This is a genomic window from Microcoleus sp. Pol14D4, from assembly GCF_036701245.1.
Lineage (GTDB): Bacteria > Cyanobacteriota > Cyanobacteriia > Cyanobacteriales > Microcoleaceae > Microcoleus.
The window spans coordinates 1-17,085 of sequence record NZ_JAUBQM010000088.1 but is presented as its reverse complement, the minus strand read 5'-3'; the positions used below and the strand labels follow the sequence as shown (position 1 = coordinate 17,085).

Annotated in this window: 10 protein-coding genes and 1 tRNA gene; 4 read left to right on the top strand and 7 right to left on the bottom strand. The window is 45.8% G+C overall.

Annotated elements, in window-relative coordinates; translation table 11 throughout:
• Window positions 1-118 precede the first annotated feature (118 nt).
• The 4 genes from QUA33_RS23830 to QUA33_RS23815 all read left to right on the top strand — a co-directional run bounded on the left by QUA33_RS23830 (window position 119) and on the right by QUA33_RS23815 (window position 7,633).
• A complete protein-coding gene (locus QUA33_RS23830) occupies window positions 119-3,535 on the top strand; it encodes a response regulator (protein WP_333151726.1) in 3,417 nt (1,138 codons plus the stop codon).
• A 204-nt stretch (window positions 3,536-3,739) separates the two neighbouring features.
• The gene (locus QUA33_RS23825) at window positions 3,740-6,049 is read left to right on the top strand and encodes a DNA phosphorothioation-associated putative methyltransferase (RefSeq protein ID WP_333151724.1); all 2,310 of its coding nucleotides are present in this window, start codon (window positions 3,740-3,742) and stop codon (window positions 6,047-6,049) included.
• Between the two features lie 82 nt (window positions 6,050-6,131).
• Entirely contained in the window at window positions 6,132-6,644 is a 513-nt protein-coding gene (locus QUA33_RS23820) for a GNAT family N-acetyltransferase (RefSeq protein WP_333151722.1), read from the top strand.
• A gap of 398 nt (window positions 6,645-7,042) precedes the next feature.
• Window positions 7,043-7,633: an SMI1/KNR4 family protein gene (locus QUA33_RS23815; RefSeq protein ID WP_333151720.1), complete on the top strand. Its 591-nt coding sequence runs from the start codon at window positions 7,043-7,045 to the stop codon at window positions 7,631-7,633.
• 119 nt (window positions 7,634-7,752) lie between these two features.
• On the opposite strand, the gene QUA33_RS23810 is transcribed toward QUA33_RS23815, so the two are convergent.
• The 7 genes from QUA33_RS23810 to QUA33_RS23780 form a co-directional block, all read right to left on the bottom strand.
• Window positions 7,753-7,834 (bottom strand) — tRNA-Leu (locus QUA33_RS23810).
• Between the two features lie 223 nt (window positions 7,835-8,057).
• On the bottom strand, window positions 8,058-8,768 hold the full coding sequence (locus QUA33_RS23805) for a peptidoglycan-binding protein (RefSeq protein WP_333151718.1): 711 nt from the start codon (window positions 8,766-8,768) through the stop codon (window positions 8,058-8,060).
• Between the two features lie 624 nt (window positions 8,769-9,392).
• Complete coding sequence (locus QUA33_RS23800) at window positions 9,393-11,813, bottom strand: sucrose synthase (RefSeq protein ID WP_333151716.1); 2,421 nt, start codon at window positions 11,811-11,813, stop codon at window positions 9,393-9,395.
• Window positions 11,814-11,942: 129 nt separating this feature from the next.
• Complete coding sequence (locus QUA33_RS23795) at window positions 11,943-13,466, bottom strand: carboxypeptidase M32 (protein WP_333151714.1); 1,524 nt, start codon at window positions 13,464-13,466, stop codon at window positions 11,943-11,945.
• 79 nt (window positions 13,467-13,545) lie between these two features.
• Window positions 13,546-14,748 (bottom strand): tetratricopeptide repeat protein, encoded by a 1,203-nt coding sequence (locus tag QUA33_RS23790; protein WP_333151712.1) that lies wholly within the window; start codon window positions 14,746-14,748, stop codon window positions 13,546-13,548.
• A 322-nt stretch (window positions 14,749-15,070) separates the two neighbouring features.
• Window positions 15,071-15,751: a Uma2 family endonuclease gene (locus tag QUA33_RS23785; protein ID WP_333151710.1), complete on the bottom strand. Its 681-nt coding sequence runs from the start codon at window positions 15,749-15,751 to the stop codon at window positions 15,071-15,073.
• Window positions 15,752-15,958: 207 nt separating this feature from the next.
• A partial coding sequence (locus tag QUA33_RS23780) for a tetratricopeptide repeat protein (RefSeq protein WP_333151708.1) occupies window positions 15,959-17,085 on the bottom strand: 1,127 nt, incomplete at its 5' end.

Below are 17,085 nucleotides of genomic sequence, written 5' to 3'. Positions count from 1 at the left end.
ATAGGGGATTTTTAATAAAAATTTTTCAAGGGAGCTTTATGATTTTTCAGCTATGCAGTTGTTTTAATTCCTTTTTCTCGACAGCAGCTTTTTCGGAGTAATCCACAATTCTGTTTTTATGGACAAAATTCTCACAATTCTGATAGTTGATGACGATGCAGTCGATCGCATGGCGATCAAACGTTCGCTCAAGTCTGCTGGTGTTTCGGCAGCAGTTACTGAAGCAGAAGACTGCGCGGATGCGCTGGCCCAACTCTCGGTCAATAAAAATTATCCCCAGGCTACTGCTAAACTATCCAAACAAAATAAATCTCAACTTTTAAGCGAGGTTGATGAGATAGAAAATGGGCTGCTATTAAATCAAATATTTGAATGCAAATTTGACTGCGTATTGCTCGACTACGGATTGCCGGACGGAGACGGACTGAGTTTGGTAAAAAATCTACGAGAAGCGGGGCTGAAAGTTCCCTTAATTGTTCTCACCGGTCAAGGAGACGAACAAATTGCTGTGGAATTAATGAAGGCTGGAGCTTCTGATTATATTGCTAAAAACAAGCTTTCTCCAGATAGTTTGTCTCGCAGTTTGTACAATGCCATGCGCGTGTACCGCGCCGAATCTCAGGCGTTTCATACCAGTCAAAAACTCAAGGAAAGCGAGGAACGCTACAGGTTAGTTTTAGAGGGAGTGAACGACGGAATTTGGGATTGGGATTTAAGTAAAAATGAGGTTTATTGGAACGATCGCCTTTTGGAAATTATCGGTTTGTCGCGAAAGCAATTTGGCAGGACTATGGACGCTCTATACAACCGCCTGCACCCCGATGACAAGGAGGGAATAGTAGCGGCGATCGCCGCTCACTTGGAACAAGAAATAGACTATAATGTAGAATTCCGGCTGTTACACTCGAACGGTGCTTACCGCTACTGCACTTCTCAGGGAAAAGCTCAACGTAATTCTCAAGGACAAGCGCTGCGAATGGCCGGCATGATTAGCGACATTACTGAGCGGAAACAGGCGGAAGATGCTCTGGAAAGGGAACGGCAGCAACTGAGACAAATTATTACTTGCGTGCCTGTAGCAATGGCGATGTTCGATACACAAATGCGCTATATGGCTAACTCTAAAAAATGGGTTAGTCAATTTAATTTGGACTTGCCGTCTCTGAATAATTTTAGCCATTACGAATTGTTTCCAGATACGCCGAATCGCTGGAAAGTAATGTATCAACAAGCGCTCACAGGTCAGGTAGTTTCTGTGAGCGAAGATGCCTGGGAACGAGCAGACGGATCTGTTCTGTACCTGCGGTGGGCTGCTCACCCTTGGTACGATCCAGACGAAAAAGTCGGGGGAATCGTGATGGTTGCCGACAAAATTAATGAGTTGGTGGAAGCGCGGGAAACGGCCTTAGAAGCGAGCCGGGTGAAGTCACAATTCTTGGCGAACATGAGTCACGAAATTCGCACTCCGATGAATGGAGTTTTGGCAATGGCTCAATTGCTGCTGCGCGCTCCTCTGGAACAGAAACAGCGGGACTGCGTTCAGACTATTTACCGCAGTGCTGAACATTTGCTGAATGTTATTAATGATATCCTCGATTTCTCTAAGATTGAAGCGGGAGAAATGCGACTGGATAAGGCTAATTTTGATTTGGATAGTTGCGTTGAGTCGGTGATAGAAATCATAGCGCACTTAGCCGAAGAAAAAGGTATTGAATTAAATATTTTAGTTGACAGCTCAGTTCCGAGAAAGTTGGTGGGCGACGCGGGCAGATTGAAGCAAGTTTTGCTGAATTTGACGGGGAATGCCATAAAATTTACCGATCGCGGTCAAGTTCTAGTTCACGTAACTGTGAAACAGGGCAACCGACTGGCAGACGGTAGACAAGAAGCAAGATTGCTATTTTCCGTGCGGGATACTGGCATTGGAATTTCGGCCCAAGGGCAAACAAAGCTGTTCCAATCTTTTTCTCAGGTAGACGATTCTCCTACTAGGCCTTACGGCGGGACGGGTTTGGGTTTGGCTATTTGCAAGCAGTTAGTGGAGATGATGGGAGGCGACATTGGAGTTCGCAGTTTGCTAGGCAGCGGTGCTACTTTTTGGTTTACTGTACCTTTGGAAAAACAGTTGCAATTTGAGCCTCACGATCCCGAACTTGCGGGCAAGAAACTGTTAGTAGTCTCTGGAAGCACTTTGAGAAGGGCCGCGGTGCGATCGCTCGCTCAAAGTTGGGGGGCTCGCTGCGATGAGGCAGAAACTCCTGCTGAGGCTTTGAGTTGGTTGAACAATTCCCAGCGCGGGATTTCTCAGCCTTCAGGGGAGGGGGGAAAAAGCTGGGACGTGGTGCTTGTGGACTTGCAAATGCCAGAGTTAGATGCGGAGGAATTTGCGAGGAAAGTGCGATCGACCTCTATAGTTGGCTCGTTAATCGCCATGACTGCTTTGCGGGAACAGCCCAAGGCTGAAGCGCTTTGCAGTCGGGGTTTTAACGGGTATTTGATCGAGCCCGTGCGACCAAGCCACCTGCTGGAGGCAATGCTTGCGCCGGTCAAGGGAACGGGAGAGTTTGGGAGAGTGGACCCTACTAATACTTGCAAGTTGTCACCAGTTAATTCTCAATATGTTACTTCCAATTCGCCGTCATCGCTGAGAATTTTGGTGGCGGAAGACCACCCGATCAATCAACAAGTTCTTGTCGAACAGTTGGCAGTTTTAGGCTATCAGGCTGACTGCGTGGTCAACGGTCAAGAAGCGCTGGAGTTGCTCGCAAAAAAAAGCTATGATTTAGTGCTGATGGACTGTCAAATGCCGGTACTTGATGGTTACAAAACAACCCAAAAGTTGAGGCAAATCGAAGGAAGCGATCGGCATACTTTTGTGATGGCTTTAACTGCTCATGCTATGCCGGGGGAACGAGAAAAGTGTCTGGCGGCGGGGATGGACGATTATCTCAGCAAACCTGTAGATTTAGATGCTTTGGCCGCGGCACTGAAAAAGTATGAAGCCCTAAATGTTCATGGTGAAAATAAGTATGGAGTTAAAAGTATTAATTCGGAAAATAAATCTCCCTTAGCAACAAATTATACAGAAGTTGTGGAAAAAGCGCAGGTTGTGGCTGGGCCGACACCAAGGGCGATCGGACTTCAAACTTGGGAACATAGAGACTACGACGGACTGTTCGACAAGAGCAGATTGGAGCAACTCGGGCGAGTTAATATTAAATTGCCCGAACGACTTTTGCAAGCTTTTGTGGCAGACGCCCAAGCTGATATGGCTGCTGCAAAACTAGCTCTAGAAGCTAAAGATTGGCAAGCTGTGGAATATCAAGCCCACCGTCTCAAGGGAACTTCGGCTAATGTGGGAGTTGCTCTGATGTCGGATTTGGCAGCACAATTGGAGCATCAAGCGCGAGGCTTTCAATCTAAACCATCAGAGGTGGAATTATTAAATATTGAGAGGGTTGAAAACATATTAGTGAGTTTGTCTAGTCATTTAGCCCGGGTTCAAGAATTTGTGGAAACTCAAATGTTTGGTTAATATCTTACTCGCTCGTAGTCGATATTAGTCGGCGATTAAAATCGCCATCACAAAAACGAAGTCCTTCTATAAAAGACTAATAAATAAAGCGGTATGGTACGGAGTGTGCATCCTACATATAGAAAATCTAGGAAAATTTTGTTTGTTTCTTCACTCCGTGTCCTCTGCGTTCTCTGCGGTTAATTAACAATAATTAATTTAGCTATGAATTACGATACCAGTACAAACACTATTTTAGATAGCGATTCATTAGAAAACGATGAAAAACTGCTAACGCCTTTGATGATTTTTGGTCGGGAAGTTTTATTGTACGAAAACAAGGCTATCTCTGAGCAAAATTCTGCAAACGCTGTGCTGTACCCGGTCGATGAAATCAATAATTTATGTGTTGACAATCTCCTAGCAAAGGTGGCTCGCTGCTGTCGCGAAAGCCAGGTGGGAAAAAAATTACCGACGGCTTTTTACGTTCACGTTTCCGCTTTGCAGACACTCAACCCTGTCCTCGGAATCTACGAAAATTGTGCCAGACGCACTCTGGAAAATATTGATGAAGCAACTTTAGTTAAAATTTCACTCCATAAACCTAAAATATCTTATCTTTTTTACCCTGATTTCGATACAGATGCTCATCCTGCTTTACAAACCAGTATTCAGATTAATCTAGCAACTGGGGAAGTTAAATGTTTTGATTACAGCAACAGCGAAAATCCCCCGGTTTTGCACCGTAAGGAAACTTTTGTAGCTGCGGATTATCCCCATTACGAAAAGTTTGCGAGGCTGACTCGCTGCGAGGAAAAGTGGGGGCTGCTTGACAATACTAGCGTGATCGGCACTCGCGAGGGTTGGCTCAAATATTTGGGATATTGCGGTGTGGAAATCCAAGATCATGCTGTTGTCGAGCGTTTGAAACAGGAAAATAGTGAAGTATCAATTCCCAAAATCGAGCGGCACAAAGCTGCGATGGTACGCAACTCTCTTTCTAAACCTCTGCGTCTGGTTTTAGAAGCTGATTTAGTGAGGGACGGGGCGACTTTTTTTGACTACGGTTGCGGTTACGGCGGGGATGTTAAATATATTGCACAAGAGGGTTATGCTATTTCTGGTTGGGACCCATACTATCAGCCGGATACTCCGCGAATTTGTGCTGATATTGTGAATATTGGTTATGTGATTAATGTCATTGAATCTTTGGCGGAACGCCGAGAAGCTTTGCTGAATGCTTGGGAATTAACTAAGAGTTTATTAGTTGTAGCGGCTCAAGTTTTGATTGATGATAGCGATCGAGGTCAAATTGCTTACGGGGATGGGGTGATTACTTCTCGGAATACTTTTCAGAAGTATTACCAACAAGAAGAGTTGAAGGTTTATATTGACCAAGTTTTGAGTGTTGATGCAATTCCTGTGGCTTTGGGGATTTATTTTGTGTTTCGTGATGCTGCGGAGGGTGAAGGTTTTCGCGCTTCTCGGTTTAGATCGCACTTATCGACTCCCAGAGTACGATCGCAAGTTAAGCGGTTTGAGGATTATTCGGAAATGCTGGCTCCTTTGATGGATTTTGTGAGCGATCGGGGCCGCCTTCCTGTTAAAGGCGAATTAGCTGAAGAATCGGTAATTAAAGGGGAATTTCACAGTTTTAATCGCGCTTGGAGGGTGATTTTGCAAGCAACGGATGCGGATGATTGGGAGAGAATCGCCGATAAGCGCCGCCAAGATTTGCTAGTATATCTCGCTCTCAACGGTTTGGGCGATCGACCTTCAATGCGCCGACTCCCGGCTCAAATCCGCAACGACATTAAAGGTTTGTTTGACAATTATCAAAAAGCTTGCACTTTGGCAGATTTAATGCTGTACAGTCTGAGCAAGCCTGATATTGTGGCTGACTGCTGCGAAGATAGTGCGATCGGCTACAAACAGCCCGGTTCCCTTTCAGTTCACGTCTCTGCATTAGAAGAACTTGACCCTTTGCTGCGTCTGTACGAAGGCTGCGCTAACCGCACAATTGGCAGGCTTGACGGGGCGACAATTATCAAATTTTACGCTCGCCGACCTCAGATTTCCTATTTATTTTATCCCGATTTTGACACTAACCCCCATCCAGCCCTTCACACTTCTATGCACATAGATTTGCGCGATCTTTCGGTCAGCTATCAAGACTTTTCTGATGTGTATAATCCCCCAATTTTAGTTAGAAAAGAAGCTTTTGTTACTGCTAGTTATCCCCATTACGACAAGTTTGCGAAACTCACTCGTCAAGAAGAAAAGTTAGGGATTCTCGATCGTGGCGCAGTTAAGAAACATCGGGAGTGGGTGAAGTGTTTGGAGGAAAACTGCGTTAAAATTAAGGATCATAAGTTGTTTTGGCGATCGAATGCTGACCCAGAAAAATTGAAAATGCTGCAAAAAGCTGCCTCGGAACGCCAGCAGAAAAAGATTGAGCTGAAGGCAGGAAAGATTGAACAAACCGCAGAGAGCGCAGAGGGCACAGAGGAAGGAAAAGAAGAGGGAGAGGAATAGTTATGGAAGCAGAGTAGGATTTTAGTTAGGGTAAGCGAGGGCGATCGAGCCAATATTACCTGGGAAAACTCGGATCTCAGCTATGACAAGTTTGACGTTCAAAGAAGTTATGATTAATCTACGCTCCGCGACTTCCGCTGATTTGGATCTGTTACGACACTGGGATGAGCAACCTCACGTAATTGCGTCAGATCCTAACGATGACTGGGCTTGGGAGGTGGAACTCGAGCGCGCGCCCGATTGGAGGGAGCAATTGATTGCTGAAATCGATGGTCGTGCCATCGGATTTATCCAAATCATCGATCCGGCACGCGAGGAGACCAACTATTGGGGTGATGTTGCGGCGGATCTTCGTGCCATTGACATTTGGATTGGGGAACAAACCGATTTAGGCAAAGGCTATGGAACACAAATGATGCAGCTTGCAATTGCCAGATGTTTCGCAGATCCGGCGGTGAAAGCTGTCCTCGTCGATCCGCTTGCCAATAATACTCGCGCCCACCATTTCTATGAACGTCTTGGGTTTCAATTTATCGAGTACCGAAAGTTCGGTGACGATGATTGCTTTGTTTATCGCCTGAACCGAGTAGATTGACACCATGAATTGAGAAGGCATCGCTGTAGCAGCAGTCCGTGAGAGGCACAAATCTACAAGTTTTTTTTTGAGCCGTGATTTGAGAATATTAGATGTTCCTTGACGTAATAGATTAGAAAGTTGTTGTCATAGTAGCTAAAAATTAAGCTAAATTCAGGAATGATTGAACGAACCGTAGAGGACGCAGAGGAGGGGAAAGAAGATGGAAAAAAGGTTCAGATTGAAGCAGTTGAGCGTGGTTAGGATTGCTATAATGACCTCAGCGCTCGTTAGAGTCGATAAAAAGTAGCAGGGCAAAGAAAGTCAGCACCCCGGTTGAATTTTAGGCGGTTAAAACCGCTATCTCGCTTTCCTCTCAGTTCTCGCATAGACTGAGTTTCTAGCTTCGGAGGTTTCTCATGAAAATAATTTGGGAAAGAATTCATAATTGGCTGGCAGCCAATGCACCTCAAGTGCTGAAAAGTCTTAAACCAGGCGCTACTGATGAGGAGATTTATCGGGCACAAGCATTTTTTGGTGTAGAGTTTCCCGAAGATTTCAAGCTGTCTTACCGCGTGCATAACGGTCAGGATGAAGAATCTTATTTCCTCTTCCCCCACTTGGAGTTCCTCTCTCTCGAAACCGCGATCGAAATATCTGAAAAATGGCAGGATTGTTCAGACGATAATTTTAGGTGCGATCGTGAAAATATTTTTGAAGGAATCTGGAACGGTTGGTGGAACCAGAATTGGATTCCATTCACAATGGAAAGCAATGGTGCTTGCGAATGCGTAAATTTAGCCCCAGCAGCAGGCGGAAATGTTGGACAAGTCATTATTGTTGAGTGGCAGGAGCCTACTAGAGGGCTGATTGCACCTAATTTTCGCGTTGATCTGGAGACCTTTGCAGATGCACTAGAGCGAGGAGAATATCGGTTCTCTGAGGATGGTTATGGGTTAGTCGTAGCTGACGTTGAAATACTCGATCGTGCAGTTGATACTGCTCGATAGCGTCAGTCAGTCAAGTGTCAAGAATCAGCGTCTATTGAGAGGGGTAAGTATGTCAAAAATAATTTGTTACTGTACAGTAACAAACCTGAAACTATTGATGTACAAAGCTGTGAGAGTAGTGCGGATAAAAGGACTTGAACCTTCACTCCTTTCGGAACCAGAACCTAAATCTGGCGCGTCTGCCAATTTCGCCATATCCGCATTTAGACATTCAATTACTCTAGCACACAACAGAGCGATCGGTCAATCGATTTTAGATTTTAGATTTTAGATTTTAGATTGAAGGAAGCGACCCACTGATAAATCCGCAGGGTTATGACCAAATTGCTCGATCGCCCAACATCGAGAAACCCGGTCATTTTTGGACACCGGGTTCAATCATGAGTTATCGCCACAGCAATTTTCCGTATTTTTCACTCGTCGCTTACTTTTGGCCCAGCGCCTTCCAGGTTGTTTCGTCCACCATGCCGTCAACCGTCAAACCCTTAAATTTCTGAAAGTTCTTGACAGCCGTAGCAGTGCGAGCGCCAAAAATACCGTCGATCGGGCCCGGATCGTAACCCTGCATTTCCAAACGCACCTGTAGCGTCTTCACCTTGGAACCGACAGCGCCTTTATTTAGAAGAGTTGGAGGATTGCCGGCAACAGCAGCATTGCTCAGAATTGGAGCATTGCTCTGCACAGTTTCAGAAGCTGATGCCGGATCTGCTGCTAAAGCTGTCCAAGTTTCTTTATCCACAATGCCATCTGCGTTCAAACCCTTAGACTGCTGAAAGGCACGAACCGCCGATGTAGTGCGAGAGCCATAGGTACCGTCGATCGTCCCTACCTTGAAACTGTGTACCTGCAAGCGCTGCTGTATGGCTGCAACTTCTGGCCCGTCAGCTCCCGCCGAGATAGTTTTTTCCTTTTTCACTGGCGCCTGCTCGCCCGCGTAAAAAGGCTTGTTAAACATATCTCCTTGGGACTTTCCCTCGGGCGATGCTGACGCACCCGGATCGGCGGGAGCAGTAAAATCTCTGCGGTACTCTTCCTGCACCAAGGGTTCGGAGTCGAAAGCAGCAGTGGCCTTTCGGGTTAAGCCGGGAACGAGCAGAGCAATCAAGCTGAAAATCGTAACAGTAGTCACACGCATAAATTTCATCCTGTTAGTGAGGTTTGACAAGGTTTCGCTGTTTTCATGTTTCTAAATCTAATTGTATTACCCGGACTGCTTTCTGAAACATATAACAAAGGAAGAAGGAACAAGAGCATTTCACTTCGCGATCGGGTAACAAGAAGTCCGAGAGAAGGGGTAATAGACCGCATTGGTTTGGACCATTAAGAAAGTTCAACCTTCTGGCGCTGTTGCTATATCTGGTCCGGTCTCTAGAATTTCGGCAATAGGCACACCAGCACTCAGAAGTTGCGAGTTGGAAGTTACGTGTTTGAAGTAGGGGCAAGTTCCCACTCTTCCTAGTAAACCCGGTTGATTTCGAGATGTTTCGTGACCAAAGTCCATATTTTCGTATAAACCACGTATATTAGCCTCAGTCTTATGGTACAAAACCTGCCGTCATTCACAAATCTTTACAGGCTGATTTTGTACAAAGTCGATCTGTGAAAGGCGAAGTTTTTTGCTTCTATCTCTCCGTAATACCAATTTCGGTTGTATCGGAATTATTTAACCCCTATTGACGCAAAGGATACAGAGAAAGGGAAGAGATAGATTAATAATTCCGATGCCAACGGATTTGGTATAAAAAGCAAAACTCGGCAGTTATCGGTTCGCGTGTTCTGCCAATAAAGCCTTGGCTCTTGGCTTGTAAATCAGATAAAACAGCGATTCTATGTAGCGAAGCATATCTTCGCGATTTTCCTTGGACGAGTAGTTCCAGAAACCGTAAGTCCGCGCCAGCGTCAGCAGCTTGGTAGTATGAATTTTCCAGGTATAGGTGCTGTAAACTCGGTCAATTCCTCGCGTTGAAATTTCATACCAATAATTGGGATTGTGTTCGCATTTCGATAAAAAATCTAGAAGTTTTTGGGCAGTCTCCTGGTGGTTGGTCGGGTTGATATAAAACCCATTTACGCCATCTTGAATAATTTCCAGCGGACCGCCAAACTGCGTCCCGAAAGTGGGAATACCGGTAATCATTGCTTCGAGAATTGTCAAGCCGAAAGCTTCAAATAATGCTGGCTGAACAAATATACCTTGGGCGTCGGCGATTACCCGGTAAATTTCGCCGGACAGGCTTTTGGAAAGCCTCACTCCCAGCCAGCGAATTTTACCGTGAAGGTTGTATTGGTCGATAATTGCGTAGAGGTTTTTAATTTCTTCTGCTTCTTCGTAGTCTTCGGTTTCTTCGACCCGCAGCTTGCCAGCTACTAGAATTAAGTTGCATTTTTCTTGCAATTCCTGGCTTTTTCCAAACAATTCTGCTAAGCCTGTCATGTTTTTAATGCGATCGAGCCGCGCCATCGAAAATAAAGGGCGCTTGTGCGGGTCGTCGAGTTTCCCAAAGACCTGTTCCGGGTCTTCTAGAGTAAAAAGCAGTTCGTTGAGCCGATCGCGATCGCCTTGCACCCGATCTTCTATCCGCGTGTAGGGAAAGTACACACTTTCGTTAACTCCCGGCGGCACTACGTTGAATTTAGGGCTGAACAGTTCAATCCCGTTCACAACGTGGTACAAATCCGGCATGGTAAAACAATGGTAAGATTCGTACTGACCGACACTATCGGGTTGACCCACAATCTCTTGATAGGTGCTGCTGACAATACAATTAGCTGCATTCATGGCAATTATATCGGCCGTAAATTGCAGCGAAAAATGGTACTTTTCCTCTGATTCTTGCCAGTAGAGATTGCTGAACAAATATTTAGATTTTTCCAGGGCATGGGCAATATTGCACTGAGTAGTTTTGAGTTTTCGAGACAGCAAAAATGCTACCAAGTTGCCATCGGAATAGTTGCCAACAATTAAGTCGGGCTTGCCCTGAAACTCAGCCAATAGTTCTTTTTCTGAATCGATCGCGTAAGTTTCCAAATAAGGCCAAATCTCGAATCTAGAAATCCAATTTTGAGTCAATTTGGGATTGAACTCCCGGAATGGAACCCGCAAAATCCAAGCATTTTCTGTGCCGTGAACTTTTTCCAAACGTTGGTTGCAGCGCGTACCGTCGCTGTTAGGAATTAATCGGGTGAGAATAATTACTTTAGGTTTGACTTCTAAACTATCGAGACCCGCAAGATGAATGTCTTCTTGCAGTTGTTTCTCTAAACTCTTGGCTTGATCGAGGACATAAACTACCTGACCTCCCGTATCCGGTCGCCCCAAAACTCCTTCTTGGCCGAACCAGCCGTGAGGAGAAACTAGGACGATTTTGAAAATCATCGGGATGCGAGAAATAAATGCTTCTAGGGTTTGCGGATCGGGGGAATCAATTAATTCGTCAAGAATTTCTAGGGTTTCTTGCACGCGGGCGGCAGTATTTCCCCAACCGGCATCGAAACCCATCATTTGCAGAACCAGTCGAAATCTCTCGTAGGGTTCTTCTTCAGAAAGATCGCTGACAAAGGTGAGGGCTTTTTTGACTTGTTCGGAAAGTTGTTCTTGGGATTTTATGCGATCGTTAATTAGTAATTGTACGCCGTTGTAGCGGTGAATCCGCAAGAAATTAAATAGAGTTTCCTGCCACTGTCTGGCGTCTTGGAACAGTTTGCTGGACAGGTATCGGTTGAGGAATTGCACTCCTTTGCCGATGTTTTTGGGGTCGCGAATTGTGGGGGAATAATCGTAAAAAGGGCCGAAATCTAGTTCGAGAATGTCGCCTTCTTGGGGGTGAAAGTGGTTGACGAAGCGATCGCGCACGTCGAGCAATTCTTGCACTGTCATCTTCTCGACTGTCAAGTCGTCTGCAACTCGCACTATTTCCATACTAGCAATTTTTGGTCGCAGCAGGACGCAAAAGCTGCCATCTTCGAGAATAATTTCCTGAACGTAGTAAATTAGTTTGCTTAAAAGAGAAGATTGATGAAACTGTTCGGGCTTTTCGTATTTGGTGCAGTAGGCGGCAAAAGCGTTAACTATGTCGTTTCGCAGTAAATATTTGTTTCCCAAAGCGCGTAAATCGCTGACAAACTGACGCAAGTCGGTTTTTTCGTCGCTGGCGATCACAGCCTGAAAGAGTTCAGACATACATACTCCCTTATTTAAGACTTTTGATTTCCGCTGTAAAATTAGGCGATACTCAAACAGTATCGCCCTTTTTTTTAAGCGGCTACTTTTTTTGTAATTTTAAAGTCTGCAAAGTGAAGTTGCTATCCCTCAAATGACATAAAACTCCCCGTATTTGTGGCGAATGTAACGGATAAAGGGATCGATAGTTAAAGGTGAACCTGTAACACGATCGATCAATTCGACAGCGGTGTATTTACGGCCGTGCTGGTAGATGTTTTGTTTGAGCCAGTCGTGGAGTACGGTAAAATTGCCTTGCTCTATTTCTACGGGAATTTCAGGATTGTTTTTTACGGCTGTTTCGTAGAATTGAGCGCTCATCAAGTTGCCGAGGGTGTAACCTTGGAACATTCCGCCGATCGTACCAACATACCAGTGAACATCTTGCATCGCGCCTTCGCTGTCGGTGGGGGGGACAACGCCGAGGTCGGTTCTATAACGTTCGTTCCAGGCTTCGGGGAGGTCTCGCACAGCTAGTTTTCCCTCTACCATTGCCAATTCTAGGTCAAAGCGGATGGCGACGTGGAGGTTGTAGGTTACTTCGTCGGCGTCGGTGCGGATGAGCGATCGCGAGACTTTGTTAATTGCCCGGTAAAATGCGTCAGTGGATACGTGTCCCAACTGTCGCAAAAATACCCCTTGAAGTTGCGGGTAAAAACATTCCCAAAAACCGCGACTGCGCCCGACCAAATTTTCCCAAAGTCGCGACTGACTTTCGTGCACGCCGGAGGAAATCCCGCCTGCCAGAAGCGTGCCTTCAAATTCCGGGGAATTTCCGAGTTCGTAGAGGGCGTGTCCGGCTTCGTGGATGCTGCTGAACAGTGCTTGATCCAGGTGGTCTTCATAGACGCGGGTGGTAATTCGCACGTCGTCTATGGAGAAGTTGGTCATGAACGGGTGCAGGGTGGTGTCTTGCCGTCCCCGTTGGAAGTCAAACCCCATGCGTTCTACAACTTTGCGAGTGAATTCTAGTTGTTGGAATTCGGGGAAGTCTTGGTGCAAGCAGGAGTCGTCGGCCGGTGGTTGCGAGGTGATGGCTTCGACTATCGGCACTAATTCTTGACGCAGTTTGGCGAAAAGCGGGCGCAGCAGAGATACTTTCATGCCGTAGTCGCTACGATCGATCAAAGGATCGGCGATGTGTTCGTAGCCCGGGAAAAAGTCAGCGTATTGCCTGCTTAATTCTAGGGTTTTTTCGAGATACGGCTCAACGGCTGCGAAATTGTTGGCTGCCCTGGCTGCGGCCCAAGCTTCGTAGCTGTCGGCTTGGTGGCGGCAGAGTGCGGACATGAAGGTTGCGGGGACTCTGGAGGCGCGATCGTAGTCTCTGCGGGCTATGCGGATCAGGCTGGCTGCGGTGGAGTCGTAGGGGAGGGTTTGTTCGTAGAAACGCAAGTCTTCTAAGAGTTCGCCTATTTTTGGATCTGTAAATTTTTCGTGGGATATTTGTTTGAGAGTAGCCAACTGGCGGCCTCTGGCACTTGCACCTTTGGCAGGCATATAGGTTGCTTGATCCCAATGCAGTAGCGACGAGACTGATTCGATGTCGTTAACTTCTCTCAGGTGGGCTGCCAGTTGAGCGAATTTTGCTTGAGTTTTGTCTAGGGTTTGCATGATGGGGGTTTATGGTGCTGTTTTGCCTACAAAGGTTGCAGTGCGGCATCGGTATCCATCAATCATTGCTACCCTGAAATCAAGCTAAAAACCGCACTTCTTCCCGTATTGTACGCAATTTAGAGTCATTTTTGCACAATTTCCGGTATTTCTGCGGATTGAGTTCGATCGCCTTGGATAAGTTTTCGATCGCCAGCCCGATGCTGTTAGCCACAAGTTCCTGGCTGTTTGTGAGCTCGCCTGCTTCTTTTTCCAGGGCGTAAATGCAAGCTTTTTGATAGTAAAGGTTTGGATCGTCGGGTTTGAGCGCGATGATTTTATCGTAGGAGGCGATCGCGTCGGTAAATCGTTGGATTTTTTTGAGGGCGACGGCGCGGTTGTACCAGGCTTCGGTGTTGTCTGGCTGCAACTCTAAGGCTTTGTCCCAAGAGGCTATTGCTTCTTCAAAGCGTTGTAAGTTGGCCAAGGCTAAGCCGCGGTTGTAAAAGGTTTCGCTGTCGTTGGGCTTGAGTGCGAGGGCTTTGTCCCAGGATTCGATCGCTTCTTCAAATTCTCCCATTTGGGCGATCGCCGTGCCGCGTTTGTTCCAGGCTTCGGCGGAATTCGGCCGCAGTTGCAGGGTTTTGTCGTAGGAGGCGACGGCTTCCGGGTAGAGTTTTTCATCGGCTAGGGCTAAGCCGCGGTTGTACCAGGCTTGATGCAAGTTTGGTTTGAGTTCTATCGCTTTGTCGTAGGAGGCGATCGCGGCTGTATTTTGGTCGGATTTTCTCAGGGCAAATGCTTTGTTGTACCAAGCTTCGGAGTAGTCTGGTTTGATGGCTATAGCTTTCTCGTAGGAGGAGATCGCTTCTGATAATTTCTCTAAGCTGACGAGGGTGTTGCCGCGGTTCGTCCAAGCTTCGGGGTAGCTGGGATTGAGTTCGAGCGCTTTTTCGTAGGATGCGATCGCTTCTGAGAGTCTGTTGAGCTTCCGCAAAACGTTGGCCCGATTATACCAAGCTTCGGGATTGTTTGGTTGGATTTTTAGGGATTGGTTGTAGGCTGCGATCGCTTCTTCTAGCTGGCCCAATTTTTTGAGGGCTACGCCTTGGTTGTACCAGGCTTCATAAAATTTTGGTTCAAGTTCGATCGCTTCTTCCCAAGATTCGATCGCAGCTTGGAATCGTCCCATTGCTTCTAGGGCGTTGCCGCGTTCGTACAATGTTTGAGCCTTTTGGGTGTTGACTGCTATGGATTTTTCCCCTGAGTCGATCGGCTTTTCTATGCTGGCTAATTTTTGCAAGGGGTTTCACCTCATTATTTTCTGTCTAATTGATTCTTTTCTTTTTTATATGCGATCTTTTTCGCCTTTAAGTGCTTTCGATCGCGACTATTTGGTTATTTATGGCAATTTTACAGGAATTTGGGGACTTTTTCAATTTTTTTCATTTTAATGCTAGAGCTGGGATTGGGAAGTATAGATTAATACTAATTTTTTTATAGGACTGCGTAGAAAAGAGGAAAGGGCGATCGGGCTGACAGGATTACGTTAAAACTACAAATAACCGCGATCGCCACAAACCACATTTTTCAAACAAACCGGGCTTCTGAGCATTTATTCTGGGTTAAATGCTATCTGGATCGATGTTCAATTCGCGCAGTTTAGCTGCTAAACGTTCTGCTCTTTGGTCTGCTTGTTCTGCCCTTTGATCTGCTTGTTGTAGGCGCTGACGATCTAATAATCTCTCTTGTTCTAATTCCGCATAAGAAAGAAACTTTTCTCCATTAGGTCGATAAATTTCTAACCCATCTTCTCCCAACTCAAATCGCACACCTAATCTCGGACTAATCCATCCCTCCATCGGCTCACTAACTTCTAAGTTTCCTTCAATTCTTTGCCAACCTTCCAACTCATTTTTTTGGGGATCGTAAAGGTAATACTCCTCAACTCCATAACGCTGGTAAAATGAAAGTTTTTTATTCATTTTAGTGTTGCTGTCGTTATGGGATCGAATCTCAAAGACGACTTGAGGGCCAATATTATCCTCTCGATGTTGTATGTAGGAAAGGCGATCGCCCTTTGGCCTTCCAAATATCACCATCGTATCTGGTGCTTGAGAAATTTCAGGTTTCCCCTCAACGGGATACCACAGTAAATCTGCGGCTACAAAAACGTTGGGGTCATCTTTAAACAGCGATTCGCAACCTTCTTTGATTTTGACAATTAATTCGTATTGAATTGTGCTTTCTGCCATTGGTTGACCGTCGCTGGAAGGATAAATGATTTCTTGGGTTGTGACTTGCATAGTCGTTGTCTCCGAGAAGTATCTAGGTTTTATTGTACTATTTATTCAGATAAGTCGGCGGTTTAAACCGCGTCTACACAAACCAAGTCCGCCTGCGCGGACTAAGAAATAATGAGAGTGTTTGTGATGCTGTAATGGCGGGTTTTACCAACAATAATTGCCTAAAATCGACAATCTCCTAAACCCGCCCCGCCCAAGGGCAAATCCCTATTCTTGAATCAAGGCTTGAAACCGAGTATCCGATCGAATGCTGTCAAAAACTGAGTCAGTTTTTGCCAGTTTTCGGTATTCGTCAGGATTCATATTGATGGCTTGCTGCAAATTCTGAATCGCTTGGCCAATTTGACTCTGTAACGCATAGCAGCAAGCTTTATTATAAAATGCTGCGTGTAAATCTGGTTTGATTTCTAAGGCTTTGTCGAAGGAGGCGAGTGCTTCTTCCAATCTTTCTAAATTACATAGTGCATAGCCTCGAATGTACCAGTATTCGGGAAAATCTGGTTTTAATTCTAAGGCTTTGTCGTAGGAGGTTATCGCTTCTTCCCATCTTCCTAAATTACCCAGTGCATTGCCCCGAGTGTACGAGGCTTCGTGAAAATCTGGTTTGATTTCTAAAGCTTTGTCGCAGGAGTCGAGCGCTTCTTCCCATCTTCCTAAATTACCCAGTGCATTGCCCCGATTCAACCAGGCTTCGTGAAAATCTGGTTTGATTTTTAAGGCTTTATCGTAGGAGGCGAGCGCTTCTTCAAACAAGCCTAAGTTATACAGTGCAACTCCCCGATTAGACCAGGCTTCGTGAGAATTTTGTTTGATTTCTAAGGCTTTGTCGAAGGAGGCTATTGCTGCTTCAAATCTTCCTAAATAAAGCAGTGTAGTACCCTGATCGTACCAGGCTTCGTGAAAACCTGGTTTGATTTCTAAGGCTTTGTCGTAGGAGACTATTGCTTCTTCAAATCTTCCTAAGTTACCCAGTGCAGTGCCCTGATTGAACCAAGCTTCGTGATAACTCGGTTGGATTTCTAACGCTTTGTAGAAGGAGGCGAGCGCTTCTTCCCATCTTCCTAAATTACCCAGCGCATTGCCACGATTGTACCAGGCAAGGTGAAAATCTGGTTTGATTTCTAACGCTTTGTCGCAGGAGGCTATCGCTTCTTCAAATCTTCCTAAATTATCCAGCGCAACGCCACGATTGTACCAGGCAAGGTGAAAACCTGGTTGGATTTTTAAGGCTTTGTCGCAGGAGGCTATCGCTTTTTCACTGTAGTTTAGACTAACCAAAGATGAGAACGGTGGCAAAAGAAGAACTAGAGCCACCGCGCCAGGAGAGAATGAGG

What these genes read in the sequence shown, in the direction of transcription:
- QUA33_RS23820 (WP_333151722.1), top strand. Translation starts at nt 6,132, where the DNA reads ATGACAAGTTTGACGTTCAAAGAAGTTATGATTAATCTACGCTCCGCG.
- QUA33_RS23785 (WP_333151710.1), bottom strand. Translation starts at nt 15,751, where the DNA reads ATGCAAGTCACAACCCAAGAAATCATTTATCCTTCCAGCGACGGTCAA.
- QUA33_RS23800 (WP_333151716.1), bottom strand. Translation starts at nt 11,813, where the DNA reads ATGTCTGAACTCTTTCAGGCTGTGATCGCCAGCGACGAAAAAACCGAC.
- QUA33_RS23830 (WP_333151726.1), top strand. Translation starts at nt 119, where the DNA reads ATGGACAAAATTCTCACAATTCTGATAGTTGATGACGATGCAGTCGAT.
- QUA33_RS23815 (WP_333151720.1), top strand. Translation starts at nt 7,043, where the DNA reads ATGAAAATAATTTGGGAAAGAATTCATAATTGGCTGGCAGCCAATGCA.
- QUA33_RS23795 (WP_333151714.1), bottom strand. Translation starts at nt 13,466, where the DNA reads ATGCAAACCCTAGACAAAACTCAAGCAAAATTCGCTCAACTGGCAGCC.
- QUA33_RS23825 (WP_333151724.1), top strand. Translation starts at nt 3,740, where the DNA reads ATGAATTACGATACCAGTACAAACACTATTTTAGATAGCGATTCATTA.
- QUA33_RS23805 (WP_333151718.1), bottom strand. Translation starts at nt 8,768, where the DNA reads ATGCGTGTGACTACTGTTACGATTTTCAGCTTGATTGCTCTGCTCGTT.